This window comes from Caulobacter sp. DMC95 (assembly GCF_056313785.1).
This window is the reverse complement of sequence record NZ_JBQUZP010000003.1, coordinates 249,828-262,810: the sequence shown is the minus strand read 5'-3', so window position 1 is coordinate 262,810 and position 12,983 is coordinate 249,828. Positions and strand designations below refer to the sequence as shown.

General features: G+C 68.1%; 15 protein-coding genes. 12 read left to right on the top strand and 3 right to left on the bottom strand.

The genetic code is table 11. The features are described from left to right. The first annotated feature begins 23 nt into the window (after positions 1–23). The 4 genes from ACT53N_RS09315 (at position 24) to ACT53N_RS09300 (ending at position 3,386) form a co-directional block, all read left to right on the top strand. Positions 24–443 (top strand): Ros/MucR family transcriptional regulator, encoded by a 420-nt coding sequence (locus ACT53N_RS09315; RefSeq protein ID WP_476063638.1) that lies wholly within the window; start codon positions 24–26, stop codon positions 441–443. A gap of 197 nt (positions 444–640) precedes the next feature. Further along, positions 641–1,138: a motility/cell cycle regulatory protein MopJ gene (gene mopJ / locus ACT53N_RS09310; RefSeq protein ID WP_476063872.1), complete on the top strand. Its 498-nt coding sequence runs from the start codon at positions 641–643 to the stop codon at positions 1,136–1,138. Positions 1,139–1,305: 167 nt separating this feature from the next. Continuing rightward, positions 1,306–2,634 carry an aminodeoxychorismate synthase, component I gene (pabB, locus tag ACT53N_RS09305; RefSeq protein ID WP_476063637.1) on the top strand — a complete coding sequence of 443 codons (1,329 nt, stop codon included), beginning with the start codon at positions 1,306–1,308 and terminating at the stop codon, positions 2,632–2,634. After that, positions 2,631–3,386, top strand: a complete 756-nt coding sequence (locus ACT53N_RS09300) for an aminotransferase class IV (RefSeq protein ID WP_476063636.1) — start codon at positions 2,631–2,633, stop codon at positions 3,384–3,386. Before pabB ends, ACT53N_RS09300 begins: the two co-directional genes overlap by 4 nt. Here ACT53N_RS09300 and ACT53N_RS09295 read toward each other — a convergent pair. The 3 genes from ACT53N_RS09295 to ACT53N_RS09285 all read right to left on the bottom strand — a co-directional run bounded on the left by ACT53N_RS09295 (position 3,383) and on the right by ACT53N_RS09285 (position 4,991). Then, positions 3,383–3,937 carry a TadE/TadG family type IV pilus assembly protein gene (locus ACT53N_RS09295; RefSeq protein WP_476063635.1) on the bottom strand — a complete coding sequence of 185 codons (555 nt, stop codon included), beginning with the start codon at positions 3,935–3,937 and terminating at the stop codon, positions 3,383–3,385. The two genes, ACT53N_RS09300 and ACT53N_RS09295, sit on opposite strands and share 4 nt — an antisense overlap. Further along, positions 3,934–4,485, bottom strand: a complete 552-nt coding sequence (locus tag ACT53N_RS09290; RefSeq protein WP_476063634.1) for a TadE/TadG family type IV pilus assembly protein — start codon at positions 4,483–4,485, stop codon at positions 3,934–3,936. The genes ACT53N_RS09295 and ACT53N_RS09290 overlap by 4 nt, the downstream gene beginning before the upstream one ends. 80 nt (positions 4,486–4,565) lie before the next feature. After that, positions 4,566–4,991, bottom strand: a complete 426-nt coding sequence (locus ACT53N_RS09285) for a pilus assembly protein N-terminal domain-containing protein (protein ID WP_476063633.1) — start codon at positions 4,989–4,991, stop codon at positions 4,566–4,568. Between the two features lie 317 nt (positions 4,992–5,308). Between ACT53N_RS09285 and ACT53N_RS09280 the strand changes: the two genes are divergently transcribed. The 8 genes from ACT53N_RS09280 to ACT53N_RS09245 all read left to right on the top strand — a co-directional run bounded on the left by ACT53N_RS09280 (position 5,309) and on the right by ACT53N_RS09245 (position 12,981). After that, positions 5,309–5,488: a Flp family type IVb pilin gene (locus tag ACT53N_RS09280; RefSeq protein WP_062095805.1), complete on the top strand. Its 180-nt coding sequence runs from the start codon at positions 5,309–5,311 to the stop codon at positions 5,486–5,488. A 186-nt stretch (positions 5,489–5,674) separates the two neighbouring features. Then, complete coding sequence (locus ACT53N_RS09275) at positions 5,675–5,854, top strand: Flp family type IVb pilin (RefSeq protein WP_310213473.1); 180 nt, start codon at positions 5,675–5,677, stop codon at positions 5,852–5,854. 133 nt (positions 5,855–5,987) lie between these two features. Beyond that, a complete protein-coding gene (locus ACT53N_RS09270) occupies positions 5,988–6,500 on the top strand; it encodes an A24 family peptidase (protein ID WP_476063632.1) in 513 nt (170 codons plus the stop codon). A gap of 189 nt (positions 6,501–6,689) precedes the next feature. Beyond that, entirely contained in the window at positions 6,690–7,583 is an 894-nt protein-coding gene (gene cpaB / locus ACT53N_RS09265) for a Flp pilus assembly protein CpaB (RefSeq protein ID WP_476063631.1), read from the top strand. Further along, on the top strand, positions 7,580–9,235 hold the full coding sequence (locus ACT53N_RS09260; protein WP_476063630.1) for a type II and III secretion system protein family protein: 1,656 nt from the start codon (positions 7,580–7,582) through the stop codon (positions 9,233–9,235). Before cpaB ends, ACT53N_RS09260 begins: the two co-directional genes overlap by 4 nt. Before the next feature lie 9 nt (positions 9,236–9,244). Continuing rightward, positions 9,245–9,922 carry a CpaD family pilus assembly lipoprotein gene (locus ACT53N_RS09255; RefSeq protein WP_476063629.1) on the top strand — a complete coding sequence of 226 codons (678 nt, stop codon included), beginning with the start codon at positions 9,245–9,247 and terminating at the stop codon, positions 9,920–9,922. Continuing rightward, positions 9,922–11,475, top strand: coding sequence for a CpaE/TadZ family protein (locus ACT53N_RS09250; RefSeq protein ID WP_476063628.1), 1,554 nt, complete (start codon positions 9,922–9,924; stop codon positions 11,473–11,475). Before ACT53N_RS09255 ends, ACT53N_RS09250 begins: the two co-directional genes overlap by 1 nt. Next, positions 11,476–12,981 carry a CpaF family protein gene (locus tag ACT53N_RS09245; protein ID WP_476063627.1) on the top strand — a complete coding sequence of 502 codons (1,506 nt, stop codon included), beginning with the start codon at positions 11,476–11,478 and terminating at the stop codon, positions 12,979–12,981. The last annotated feature ends 2 nt before the right edge of the window (positions 12,982–12,983 follow it).

The following is a 12,983-nucleotide window of genomic DNA, read 5'->3' as shown; positions in this document are numbered from 1 at the left end:
AGTTTTGGCGACGGGCGAGGCATATGGAAGATCAATCGGACCTGATCGAGATGACTGCGGGCATCGTTTCGGCCTATGTCGGCAATAACGTTGTTTCGACCGCCGACCTGCCCGCGTTGATCCAGCAGGTGCACGCTGCGCTGGCCAATGTCGGCGCCCCGGCCGCTGAGCCCGCGCCGACGCCGAAGGAGCCGGCGGTCCCGGTCAAGAAGTCGATCACGCCGGACTATCTGGTCTGCCTGGAAGACGGCCGGAAGTTCAAATCGCTCAAGCGCCACCTGCGCACCAAATACGATCTGACGCCTGAGGACTACCGCGCCAAGTGGGGTCTGCCCAAGGATTACCCAATGGTGGCGCCGAACTACGCCGAGGCTCGCTCGAATCTCGCCAAGCAGATGGGGCTCGGCCAAGGCGGCCGCAAACCCGCGCGCAAGGCGAAATAGCCGAGTCGGAACAAAAGCTTGGCCGTTCGCGGCCTGCGCTCGAAACAACGCCCGCCGTCCGATCCCGGACGGCGGGCGTTGTCGTTGATGGTTGACTCTCCCCGGGAATCTTGTCGCGCGACATGTTTTTCACTTGCCGCCGATTCGTTCCTTAAGCGATAGTGAATCGAAGTGATTCCAATAGCTTGTTAAGGACTCTGAAGATGTCCGCGCAATTGAGCGCATCGGCCACGGCGGCCCGCGCTCACCAGGAGATGTTCGCCTACTGGGCGTCCCTCCGTCGGGGGGCGAACCTCCCCGCGCGCGTCGACGTGCATCCTGCAAGCATGAAACGTCTGCTGCCGACCGTCAGCCTGATCGATGTCGTCGGCGGCTCGCCCCGCGACTATCGCCTGCGCCTGGCGGGCACCGGTCTCTACGGGGTCTACGGCCGTGAGATCACGGGCCGCCTGATCGGCGACGTCTACAACGCCGCTGCTGTCGACTACTGGCGCAAGGAGCTGGACAAGGTCGTGGACGAGCGTCGTCCCGGCGTCGGCGTCCACAGCCTGGCCTGGCGCGGGGCTCCGCACATGTCGATCCTGTGGCTGCGCCTGCCGCTGGCCAGCAACGGCAAGGACGTCGACATGATCCTCGGCTACGACGCCGTGGTTGGCGCGGCCGTCGAGAGCGGCTCGGGCATCCGCGCAGCCTGAGGAGGCGTTTGGCCCGGCGGCTCGCAGTTCTCTAAGCGCAAGGCGACGCCCGGAATCGTTCGGTTGAGGTCTTGTCCGTCCTTTGAGGTCCGTCTTCAGCACGGCTGCGGAGCCGCCTGTGGGCCCCAGCACTGGCCTCAGTCTGCCTACCCCGCTATCACCACGGCATGCGGCATGTCGCTCTCCTCACCGCCCCGTGGCGCGAGCCGGTCTGGGCGCTGGCGCCCTTCCTGGACGAGCCTTACGCCTGCGCGCTGGTGACCGGGGGCGCGGGGCGGTGGTCGTATCTGTTGCGGGCGCCGGAGGCGGCGCTGAGCCTGTCGGCCGACGAGAGCGCCGACCCCTTCGCCGCCCTTGCTACGCTGGTCGGACCACGCCAGCCCGGCCATCCCGACGGTCCGCCGTTCCAAGGCGGCGTCGTCGGCCTCGGCGCCTATGAGCTGGGCGACCGGGTCGAGAATCTGGGACTCGCGCGCACCGACTGGCCGGACCTGACCCTCGCCCGCTATCCGGCCCTGCTGGCGTTCGACCATCACGCCCGCCAGGTGCTGGCCGTGGGGCGGGGCGACACCGATGCGACGGCGCAGGCGCGGGCGACGGACGCCCTGGCTTGGCTGGACGCCCCCGCGTCCGGGCGCCCCGAACCATCCAGCCCGCTCTGCGCCGACCTCATGGCCAGCGACCCTGAGGCCTATGAGGCGGCGGTGGCGCAGGTGGTCGAACGCATTCTCAGCGGCGAGATCTTCCAGGCCAATATCGCCCGGTCCTGGACGGGGCGGCTGGCGGCGGGCGTTGATCCGTTCGACCTGTTCGTACGCCTGCGCGCGCAGAGTCCCGCGCCGTTCTCGGCCTATTGGCGCCTGCCCGGCCGGGCGCTGGTATCCAACTCGCCCGAGCGGTTTCTCAAGCTGGACGCGGCGGGCGCCATCCAGACCCAGCCGATCAAAGGCACCCGGCCCCGGGGGCGCGACGCCGCCGAGGATCGCGCCCTGGCCGCCGAGCTGCTGGCCAGCGACAAGGACCGGGCTGAGAACCTGATGATCGTCGACCTGATGCGCAACGATCTGGCCCGCGTGTCGCCGGCCGGCAGCGTCCGCGCGCCGGAGCTGTTCAAGGTCGAGAGCTTCGCCAATGTGCATCATCTGGTTTCGACGGTGACCGCACGGCTGGCGCCCGGGCGCGGCGTCGCTGACCTGTTGCGGGCCAGTTTCCCGCCGGGCTCGATCACCGGCGCGCCGAAGGTGCAGGCCATGAAGGTGATCGCCGCGCTGGAGCCGCCGCGCGGTCCCTATTGCGGCAGCCTGTTCTGGGCCGGCGTCGACGGCGCCTTCGACTCCAGCGTCCTGATCCGCACCGTCGGCCTCGTCGAGGACGACCAAGGCTGGCGGCTGGAGGCCCGGGCGGGGGCGGGGATCGTCGCCGACAGCGATCCGCACGGCGAGCGCCTTGAGACCGAGGCCAAGATCGCGGCCCTGCAGAAGGCGCTCACCCAATGACCCTGCCGGACGCCGTCCCCCTGAACGACCGCGGCCTGCTGCTGGGCGATGGTCTGTTCGAGACCATGCTGGCCCGGGACGGCGTGATCGCGCACCTCTCGGCTCACCTGGATCGGATGGCCGCAGGCTGCGTCATCCTGGGCCTGCCGTTCGATCGCGATGAAGCCGAGCGGGCGACCCGGGCCGCTGCGCCCGCGCAAGGCCGGTTCGCGATCCGCCTGACCCTGACCGCCGGTTCGGGCGGCCGGGGCTTGGATCGACCGGCCGCACCGGTTGTTCGCCTCTTCGCCACCGCCGCGCCGTCGAACCCAGTGATCAACCCCGCCGCCCTGATGGTGGCGGCGACGAGGCGCAACGAAGGCTCGCCCGCCTCACGCCTGAAGACCCTGTCCTACCTCGACAACGTGCTGGCGCGGGCCGAGGCGCGGAGCGCCGGCGCCGACGAGGCGGTGATGCTGAACAATCGCGGCGAGATCGCCTGCGCGGCGGCGGCGAACCTCTTTTGGCTGGCGAACGGACGGCTGTTCACGCCGCGCCTGGACTGTGGCGTGCTGGCGGGGATCACCCGCGCGCGGCTGGTGGCGATCGAACCTGTGGAGGAGGTCGCGGTCGGGGTCGAGGCCCTCGATCATGCCGAGGCGGTGGTCCTGACCAACAGCCTGATCGGCGCGCGGCCGGTGTCGCGGCTGGGCGACCGCGTCCTGCTCGAGCATCCGCTGGCGGCGCGGCTGAATGCGATCCTGGAGATCTAGCTCGAACTCGACCAGATCACCGCGTCCACCTTGCGGGGGCGCAGATAGAAGGTTCGCTGGAATGTGATGTCCCGGGGCATCACCAGCTTAATCGGCGAGGCGTAGGCATAGCTGGCGCGGGCCATGATCACGCTCTGGCTGGCGGGCAGCACGCCCACGGGCACCGTGGTCAAGACCGCGCCCTGGGCGGGGCAGGTCGACATGCCGCTGGCGGAGGCCCGCGACCAGGCGACGGTGTCCTTGCCCGTCGCGTCCGAGGTGATGCTGGCGACGCACATCTTCAGGGTGCTGGTGGGGAAGGGCGCCATGATGATCGAGCCGATCGTGAAGACGTCGGTCATCTTGGTCGGACCCGTCTGGCTGCTCTGAGCCACCAGGTCGCCGATCTGCGAGGCGATGTTCGACAGCCGCCGCTGGGCCATCATCGCCTGGGTCACCTCGGCGAGGCCGCAGTACATGACAATCATCACCGGGGCGATCAGGGCGAATTCGACGGCGGAGACGCCGCGCTTGTCGCGCCAGAAGCCAGAGAGGGGGCGACGGCGGCTCATTGGTCGTACGGCTCGTTGGTGAACGAGGTGGCGGCGTAGATGATCCGATTGCCGTTGGAGCTCTGCAGCCCGGTGTTCATCATCGGCGTGATCAGCGGCCAGGTGTAGTAGGCGCGGACCAGAACGATGGAGCCCGAAACGCCCGGGTTCCAGTTCATCGTGGTCGGCACCGTGGTGTTCACCGCCGAAGTCCTACCCGTCGAGTAGTCGGCGAAAGTGTTCACATCGACTCGCAGCGCGGTCGAACACTTGGAGCCCAGCCAGCTCATGCGGTTGCAGACGGCGGTCTTGAACGCGGCCGCGTCGCTGCCGGCGGTCTGGACCTGTCCGGTGCGGATGGTGCGACCCGCGTCGATCACGGCGTTCTCGAGCGTGATGGAGACCAGGAAAACCAGACCCAGTTCGATGATGGCGAACAGCAGCATCAGGAAGGGGATGGCCACGAGGGCGAATTCGACGGCCGTCGCGCCTTCGTCGGCGCGCGCGAAACGGCCGGCCGAGCGGGCCAGCCGGAGACGTGCGCGGGCGAGAAGAGAGCGTGTGGCCATGCGGCGAGCAATCCTGCTTTCACCGGCAAGCTAGCGGAACGATCCTAACTACAGGTTAGGACGCGCGCGTACGTGAGGGACTACGGCGTTCCTTGGCCCAGGCGCGTGCACTGGGCGGCGCAGGCGTAGTTGCTGGCCGTGGCCCCGCGATAGACGGTGACGCCGCCGCCGCCATTCTCGGAGACCACCACCTGGCGGTTGGCCAGGGCGCGGCCGCCCGCGCCGAAGGCCAGCAGGCTGGTCACGCCGGGCCGCTTGCCCAGAACCACCAGGGTGCGGTCGTTGACGACGCTGACATCGGCGATGCTGGGATCGCCGACCACGATGTCGCGAACAGGACCCGAGAGGCTCACATAGGAAGCCTGACCTGCGGAGACCGGCAGGTCGACCGACACGGCGGAGGGGGCGCTCGTCGTCGAAACCTTCTCGACCGGCAGGGTCTGAGCCCACGCAGAGGCTCCCGAAAGGGTCGCGAGCGTGGCGATGACGAGGGAGAGACGACGCATGAGGGTTTCCGATCCCGGATCCGAACGACCCCCAAGATCATTTTTATTGGTCAACAAAAGACTAAAATTTCCGGACGTGCGGCCAAGCGTCGCTTGAGAAAGTCGTTGAATCAAAAGGGCTTGGCGACGCTCCCGACCTGCATGGTTAAGAACAAATAACGGTAAATACAAATAAACCAAAAGAAAATCGTCGGAAACTATTGGCTGTTTACTGGCCATTAAGTGCGGTCGGCGAAATTGATCGTGTTTTCGGGGGTGAGCAAGTCGAACGGCTTGAGAGCCTCAAATCAACTAGCTCTGGTTTAGGAGACCAAGTCATGACCAAGTTCGTCACTCGCTTCCTGAAGGATGAATCGGGCGCCACGGCCATCGAATACGGCCTGATCGTCGCCCTGATCGCCGTTGTCATCGTGACCGCCGTCACGACCCTCGGCACCAAGCTGAACCTCGCCTTCACGAAGGCCGGCACTGCGGTTTCGACGGCGGCTGGCACCTAAGCCACCCGCGTCACGCTCGAAAAGAAGAGGGTCGAGGCTCCCGCCTCGGCCCTTTTCTTTATTTCGGGTCCGGCCAAGCCTTCTCTGCGCGGTAGGTTTCCCGTGATTTAACCATCTGGGCTCACCAAGACTTCATGGCTGGAGCTTAAGTTACAGCCTGTCTATTTCATCTCGGAGACTGCGTTCATGACGCGCCTGCTGAAAGCCTTTATTCAAGACGAGTCCGGCGCCACCGCCATCGAGTATGGGCTGATCGTCGCCCTGATCGCCGTGGTGATCGTGACCGCGGTTACGACGCTGGGCGACAAGTTGAACCTCGCCTTCACGAAGGCCGGCACTGCGGTTTCGACCGCTGCGGGCACCTAACGGCGCTCAACACGCCTCGAAAGCAAGGGCCGCGACGCCGGGCGTCGCGGCCTTTTTTACGTTCTGCGGGAAACCATTGCTTCACGTGTGCGACCCCAGAATGGGCGTGAACGCAACAAGGTCCACCGTCTCCATGCAGGCTCTCCAGATCCCGCTGCTGCTGGTCTTTCCGGCCCTGGCCATCGTCGGGGCGCTGAAGGACCTGACCAGCTACACGATCCCTAACTGGATCTCGCTGGCCTTGATCGCCGCCTTTGTTCCGGCCGCCCTGGTCAGCGGCGCGCCGCTGCCGCAGATCGGTCTGTGCCTGGCCGTGGGTCTCGGCGCGCTGGTGCTGGGCATGGGCATGTTCGCCGCCGGCTGGATCGGTGGCGGCGACGGCAAGCTGTTCGCCGTCTGCGCCCTGTGGTTGGGCTGGCCGGCCGCCTTGCCGTTCATGCTCTATACGGGCCTGGCAGGCGGAGCCCTGACCTTCGCCATCCTGGCCCTTCGCTCAGGCTGGCTCGCCCCGGCCGTCGCCGGCGGGCCCGCCTGGTTACGCAAATTGGGGACGACGGGCGGGGACCTGCCCTATGGCGTGGCCATCGCGGTCGGCGCCCTGGCGGCCTTCCCGCAAGGGGCCCTGGCCCAGGGAATCCTGGGTTGAGCCCAGTCCTGGCCTGACGCGCGGCGCGACAGCCTGTCGCGCGATCGATCGACTCCCTGAGCAAAACTTTTAGCGGGCGTTAACCATGTGTCGGCCACCATGGAACGTGGCCAGAAAGGCTGACTGACGAATCGTGCGCGCTCGCCGGACCGGCGGCCGTGCGGCTCACCCTAGAGTTCCAGCCTGCTCATGAGCCCCGTTCGCCTATTGATCGTCCTGATCGCCGCGGTGTCGGCCATCGGCCTGGCCGTGGTGCTGCAGCGCGCCCTGGGCGGCGCGCCGGCCAAGCCGACCGGCCTGGTCGAGGGCGCGAGCGCGCCCGCCGCGCAGGGCAAGCCCATGACCCAGGTCTTGGTCGCCAAGCGCGACCTGCCCGTCGGCACGCGCTTGGTGGCCGCCGATGTGGGCTGGCAGGCTTGGCCCAGTGATTCGATCAATGCGGCCTTCATCACCAACGGCGCCGCGCCCGCCGCGCCGGAAGGCAAGGTCGATGCGGCCAAGGCCGTCGTCGCCGCCACCGCCGACCAGATGATCGGCGGCGATCCCGCCAAGGTGGTCGAGGGCGCGATCGTCCGCGATCCGATCCTGGTCGGCGAGCCCATCACCCCCCGCAAGATCGTGCGGGGCGGCGAGGGCGGTTACCTGTCGGTCGTCCTGACGCCTGGCAAGCGCGCCATGTCGGTGCCCGTGACCTCCGACACCGCCGTCGGCGGCTTTATCCTGCCGGGCGACCGCGTCGACGTGCTGTCGACCCGCGACGCGCCCGCCGTCGGCGACGCAGGCGGCAAGATCACGGTCGCCGAAACCGTGCTGCAGAACATTCGCGTGCTGGCCCTCGACCAGGCGACAGCCGCCGAGAAGGGCGCCAAGTCGATCGTCGCGGCCACCGCCACCCTCGAGGTCGGCCCCGTCGAGGCCGAGACTCTGGCCCGCGCCAAGGCTGGCGGCCCGATCACCCTGGCCCTGCGCGCCTATACCGATATGGGCGGCCCGTCGGGCGTAACCCGGCCGGTCGCGGGCGACGACTCGACCGTCCGCATCAACCGCGGCGGCCAGACCACCAGCGTGGCGGTGCGCCCATGAGCCGCCCGGTGACCGCTTCTTCCGTGAAAGCTCCCATGTCCGCTTCGCGTCGCTTCCTGACGGTTTCCGCCGCCGGCGTGCTGGCCCTGGCGCCGGCCGCGCCGGTCTTCGCCGATGGTCCTGTCGGCGGGTCGCACACCTATCGGCCGCCCGCGCGCGTCACGCGCGCGCCCGTCGCGCCGCCTGCGCCGGTGATGATGCGCGCCGAGGATCAGGTCGCACGCATCGTGATGACCGCCGACCAGACCGCCGCCACGCTGGAGCTGGCCAAGGGCAAGTCGGCCATCGTCGAGCTGCCCAGCGAGGTCCGTGACCTCCTTGTCACCAATCCGCAGATCGCTGATGCGGTGCTGCGCGATAAGCGCCGCATCTACATCGTCGGTTTGGCCGAAGGCACGACCGACGCAGCCTTCTTCGACGCCGCCGGCCGCAGAATCCTGTCGCTGAGCATCCGGGTCAGCCAGCCGGTCGATCAACTGGCCGCCACGCTGGGCAAGATCATGCCCGAGGCCAAGATCACCGTCTCGCCGATCCGCGACAGCGTCGTGCTGAGCGGCGTGGTCCGCAGCGCCGCCGAAGCCGAGGGCGCGGCCCGGATCGCCGCCCAGTTCGTGGGGTCTGCGGACAAGGTGCTGAACATGATCAGCGTCGCCGGCAAGGACCAGGTGATGCTGCAGGTCCGCATCGTCGAGGTGCAGCGCAACGTCATCAAGCAGTTGGGCGTCGACCTGAACGCCGTCATCGGCCAGCTGGGCGAGACCCAGTACACCTTCGGCATGGCGCCCAGCTACGGTGTCAACGGCAGCCTTCTGGGCGGGGTGACGGGCGGCTACAAGGCCGACACCACCAAGCAGCCGCAGGTGATGCGGTACAACCCGATCACCGACGCCTACGACCTTCCGGCGGTGGATCGCGAGAGCGACATCGCCACGATCCAGAACACCGCCGGCAGCGCGGGTCTGAACTCGGCCAAGGGCATGATCCAGGCGTTCGAGCGCGTGGGTCTGGTGCGCACCCTGGCTGAGCCCAACCTGGCGGCCGTCTCGGGCGAGGCGGGTCACTTCCTGGTTGGCGGCGAGTTCCCCGTCCCGACGGGCAGCGACCAGAGCGGCAAGGTGACCATCGAGTTCAAGCCCTATGGCGTCGGCCTTGGCTACACGCCGGTGGTGCTGTCGGGCGGCCGCATCTCGCTGAAGCTCTCGACCGAGGTGTCGGAGCTGACCAGCCTGGGCGCCTTCACCCTGAGCGCGGGCACCAACACCGCCCTGACCGTTCCGGGCCTGTCGGTGCGGCGCGTCGAAAGCACGGTCGAGTTGCCCTCGGGCGGTTCACTGATGCTGGCGGGTCTGCTGCAGCAGACCACCAAGGAAACCATCGACTCACTGCCGGGCATGACCAGCATGCCGATCCTCGGCTCGCTGTTCCGGTCGCGCGACTTCCTGAACAACCAGACCGAACTGGTCGTCATCATCACCCCCTACATCATCGACCCCACCAAGCCGCAGAACCTGCAGACACCGGCCGACGGCCTGCGCTTTGCGGGCGACATGAGCACGGTGCTGCTGGGGCGGTTGAACAAGGTGGTCAAGGCGCCGGCCGGCGCCAATGCGGGGCGCGCCTATCAGGGCCCCGTCGGCTATGTGATCGAGTAGGACGCCGCCATGACGCTTCGCCTTCCCGTCAAGTCCGTCCTCTTCGGCGCCGCCCTGCTGGGCCTGGCCGCCTGCGCCTCGACGCCGCCCGACCAGGGCCCCAGCAAGCTGGCCGCCACCGAGACCCAGCAGTGGATGGACCGCATCAAGGTCGACGCCGCGCCGGACGAGATCCTGTTGAAGCCACACGCCACCGGCCTGTCGGCCAATCAGTCGGCCGCGCTGGAGGCCCTGGTCTCACGCTGGATCGAGGCCGAGGCCCGCGAGCTGGTGGTGACCGCGCCGAACACCGCCGGCGGCATGGCCATCCAGGTCCGCGACCGTCTGGCCGCTCTGGGCGCCGGCTCGCGCGTACGGGTCGTCGGCGTTGATCCGGCGGCGGCGGAGGAGGGCGCGATCCGCGTCGGCTTCGTCCGCTATGAAGCCCAGCCGATCAAGTGCGGTCAGCGCTGGGAGAACCTGGCGGCGACCCGCGACAACACCGTGTACGAGAACTTCGGCTGCGCCATGGCCGCCAATATCGCCGCCCAGGTCGCCAATCCGGAAGACCTGGTGCGACCGCGCGACATGACCCCCGCCGATGCGGGCCGCCGCGAAACCGTGCTTGGCAAGTACCGCAAGGGTGAGATCACCAGCTCGGCCAAGGACGAACAGGCCAGCGGCGTCGTCTCGAAGGCGATCCAGTAATGCGGCCGACCGACAACGACCCCTTCGATCTCGGCTTCGACGCCGCCGACGAGTTCACCACCGGCGCGGGCGATCCCTGGCGCTCGCCCGCCCCGTCGCTGACGCCGGCCGGCGGGTTCGAGGACCCCTTCGCCGACTTCCCGCCCGCGCGACCGCGCGAAGACACCGCCCCGCCGGCCCGCTCGTCGCAGGCCGCTCCGCTGACGACGCGGCCCACGCCGCAGGCGCGGCCTGCCCAACCGGCAGCGCCCGTGATGAGCGGCAGCGACGACGACGACCGGGATCTGGACATGCCCTCCATCGGGGCAGCCGCACCCGCGCAGGCCTATAACGAGCCGATCGCCGACAGCGGCCTGGGCGATGCGGTGATCCCGCGTATCACCATCCACGCTTTCTGCGCCCGACCCGAAACCGCGGCCCTGATCGAGAAGGCCGCCGCTGACCGTCGGATGTCGCGCGCCGCCACGATCGTGCGCGACGGCGGCCTGGAGGCGGCCGTCGACTACTACCAGAACCAGCCGACGCCCTCGCTGGTGATGGTCGAGACCCTGGACGGCGCCCAGCGCCTGCTGCACCTGCTCGACAGCCTGGCCCAGGTCTGTGACCCCGGCACCAAGGTGGTCGTCGTCGGCCAGACCAACGACATCGCCCTCTATCGCGAACTGATGCGCCGGGGCGTCAGCGAGTACCTGACCCAGCCGCTGGGCCCGCTGCAGGTGATCCGCGCCGTCGGCGCGCTCTACGCAGATCCCGCCGCGCCGTTCACCGGCCGCCAGATCGCCTTCGTCGGGGCCAAGGGCGGGGTTGGGGCCTCGACCCTGGCGCACAACTTCGCCTGGGCCATGGCCGAGAAGATGCAGACCGCGACCGTGCTGGTCGACCTGGACCTCGCCTTCGGCACCGCTGGCCTCGACTTCAACCAGGACCCGCTGCAGGGCGTTCTGGACGCCCTGAGCCAGCCCGACCGTCTGGACCCGGTGCTGATGGACCGGATGATGGTGCGCTGCGCCGACCGCCTGTCGCTGTTCGCCGCGCCGGCCTCGCTGGACGACGACTACGAGTTCGGCGCCGACGCGTTCGAGGAAGTCACCCAGAAGATCCGCGGCGCCGCGCCCTTCGTGGTGCTGGACCTGCCGCACGTCTGGAACGCCTGGACCCGGCGGGTGCTGATCGGTTCGGACGACCTGGTGGTTGTGGCGACGCCGGACCTGGCGTCGTTGCGCAACGCCAAGAACATCATCGATCTGGTCAAGGGCTCGCGGCCCAACGACGCCCCGCCGCGCCTCGTCCTGAACCAGGTGGGCGTGCCCGGCCGTCCGGAGATCCCGGTCAAGGATTTCGGCGAGGCCCTGGGCGTGCAGCCGTCGCTGGTGCTGCCGTTCGATCCCAAGCCTTACGGCCAGGCGGCCAACAATGGTCAAATGCTGGCTGAGGTGGCCCCCAAGTCCAAGGCCGCCGAGGGGCTGGAGCACCTGGCGCGCCTGATCAGCCGGCGCGAACCGCCGCCGGCGCAGAAGACCTCGCTGTTCTCGGGCCTGTTCAAGAAGAAGTAGATGTTCGGCAAGCGCGATACGTCAGCCTCCGGCGATCCCAAGGCGCCCCCCCCCGCTCCGGCGGGCGGTGCGGCCATCGCTACGCGGCCGCAACGCGTCGAGCCCGTCGCCGCGCCGGAACCCAAGGCCCCCGCGCCCAAGGTCAGCGGCCCTGCGCCCAAGGCCACGGCGGGCTTGGAGCAGCTGCGCGCCGCCCAAGGTCAGCCGCAGACCGCTCATATCGTCCGTGAACAGAGCGACTACTACCACGCCACCAAGACCACGATCTTCAATGCGCTGCTGAACACGATCGACCTGAGCCAGCTGGCTCAGCTCGATCAGAAGCAGGCCAGCGAGGAGATCCGCGACATCGTCGCCGAACTGGTGGCGATCAAGAACGTCTCGATGTCGGTCGCGGAACAGGAGCACCTGGTCCAGGACATCATCAATGATGTCCTCGGCTACGGCCCGCTGGAGCCCCTGCTCAGCCGTGACGATATCGCCGACATCATGGTTAACGGCGCGCACCGGGTGTTCATCGAAGTGGGCGGCAAGGTCCAGCTGACCAATGTCCGCTTCCGCGACAACCTGCAGCTGATGAATATCTGCCAGCGGATCGTCAGCCAGGTCGGCCGCCGCGTCGACGAAAGCTCGCCGATCTGCGACGCCCGTCTGCCCGACGGCAGCCGCGTCAACGTCATCGCCCCGCCCTTGGCGCTGGATGGTCCGACCCTGACCATCCGGAAGTTCAAGAAAGATAAGCTGACCATGAAGAACCTGGTGGAGTTCAACTCCATCAGCCCTGAAGGGGCGCGGGTTCTGGGGGTCATCGGCGCCTGCCGCTGCAACATCGTCATTTCGGGCGGCACCGGCTCGGGCAAGACGACGCTGCTCAACACCATGACCGCGTTCATCGACCCCACCGAGCGGGTCGTGACCTGCGAGGACGCGGCCGAACTTCAACTGCAGCAGCCGCACGTGGTGCGCCTGGAAACCCGTCCGCCGAACCTGGAAGGATCAGGCGCGGTGACCATGCGCGACTTGGTCAAGAACTGTCTGCGGATGCGTCCCGAACGCATCATCGTCGGCGAAGTCCGGGGGCCGGAGGCGTTCGACCTCTTGCAGGCGATGAACACCGGCCACGACGGCTCGATGGGCACGCTGCACGCCAACAGCCCGCGCGAAGCGATCAGCCGGATCGAGAGCATGATCACCATGGGCGGCTACGGCCTGCCCTCCAAGACCATCAAGGAGATGATCGTCGGCTCCGTCGACGTGATTATCCAGGCCGCCCGTCTGCGCGATGGCACACGCCGCATCACCCACATCACCGAGGTCGTGGGCCTGGAAGGCGACGTGATCGTCACCCAGGACCTGTTCGTCTACGAGATCACCGGCGAAGACGAGAACGGTAAGGTCGTGGGCAAGCACCGCTCGACCGGTATCGCCCGGCCGCGCTTCTGGGACCGCGCCCGCTACTACGGCCTGGAGCGCGAACTGGCCGAAGCGCTGGACGCGGCGGAGTAGGG

What these genes read in the sequence shown, in the direction of transcription:
- ACT53N_RS09280 (WP_062095805.1), top strand. Translation starts at nt 5,309, where the DNA reads ATGACCAAGTTCGTCACTCGCTTCCTGAAGGATGAATCGGGCGCCACG.
- ACT53N_RS09260 (WP_476063630.1), top strand. Translation starts at nt 7,580, where the DNA reads ATGAGCCGCCCGGTGACCGCTTCTTCCGTGAAAGCTCCCATGTCCGCT.
- ACT53N_RS09285 (WP_476063633.1), bottom strand. Translation starts at nt 4,991, where the DNA reads ATGCGTCGTCTCTCCCTCGTCATCGCCACGCTCGCGACCCTTTCGGGA.
- ACT53N_RS09245 (WP_476063627.1), top strand. Translation starts at nt 11,476, where the DNA reads ATGTTCGGCAAGCGCGATACGTCAGCCTCCGGCGATCCCAAGGCGCCC.
- ACT53N_RS09295 (WP_476063635.1), bottom strand. Translation starts at nt 3,937, where the DNA reads ATGAGCCGCCGTCGCCCCCTCTCTGGCTTCTGGCGCGACAAGCGCGGC.
- ACT53N_RS09275 (WP_310213473.1), top strand. Translation starts at nt 5,675, where the DNA reads ATGACGCGCCTGCTGAAAGCCTTTATTCAAGACGAGTCCGGCGCCACC.
- ACT53N_RS09250 (WP_476063628.1), top strand. Translation starts at nt 9,922, where the DNA reads ATGCGGCCGACCGACAACGACCCCTTCGATCTCGGCTTCGACGCCGCC.
- pabB (WP_476063637.1), top strand. Translation starts at nt 1,306, where the DNA reads ATGCGGCATGTCGCTCTCCTCACCGCCCCGTGGCGCGAGCCGGTCTGG.
- ACT53N_RS09255 (WP_476063629.1), top strand. Translation starts at nt 9,245, where the DNA reads ATGACGCTTCGCCTTCCCGTCAAGTCCGTCCTCTTCGGCGCCGCCCTG.
- ACT53N_RS09300 (WP_476063636.1), top strand. Translation starts at nt 2,631, where the DNA reads ATGACCCTGCCGGACGCCGTCCCCCTGAACGACCGCGGCCTGCTGCTG.
- cpaB (WP_476063631.1), top strand. Translation starts at nt 6,690, where the DNA reads ATGAGCCCCGTTCGCCTATTGATCGTCCTGATCGCCGCGGTGTCGGCC.
- ACT53N_RS09290 (WP_476063634.1), bottom strand. Translation starts at nt 4,485, where the DNA reads ATGGCCACACGCTCTCTTCTCGCCCGCGCACGTCTCCGGCTGGCCCGC.
- ACT53N_RS09270 (WP_476063632.1), top strand. Translation starts at nt 5,988, where the DNA reads ATGCAGGCTCTCCAGATCCCGCTGCTGCTGGTCTTTCCGGCCCTGGCC.
- ACT53N_RS09315 (WP_476063638.1), top strand. Translation starts at nt 24, where the DNA reads ATGGAAGATCAATCGGACCTGATCGAGATGACTGCGGGCATCGTTTCG.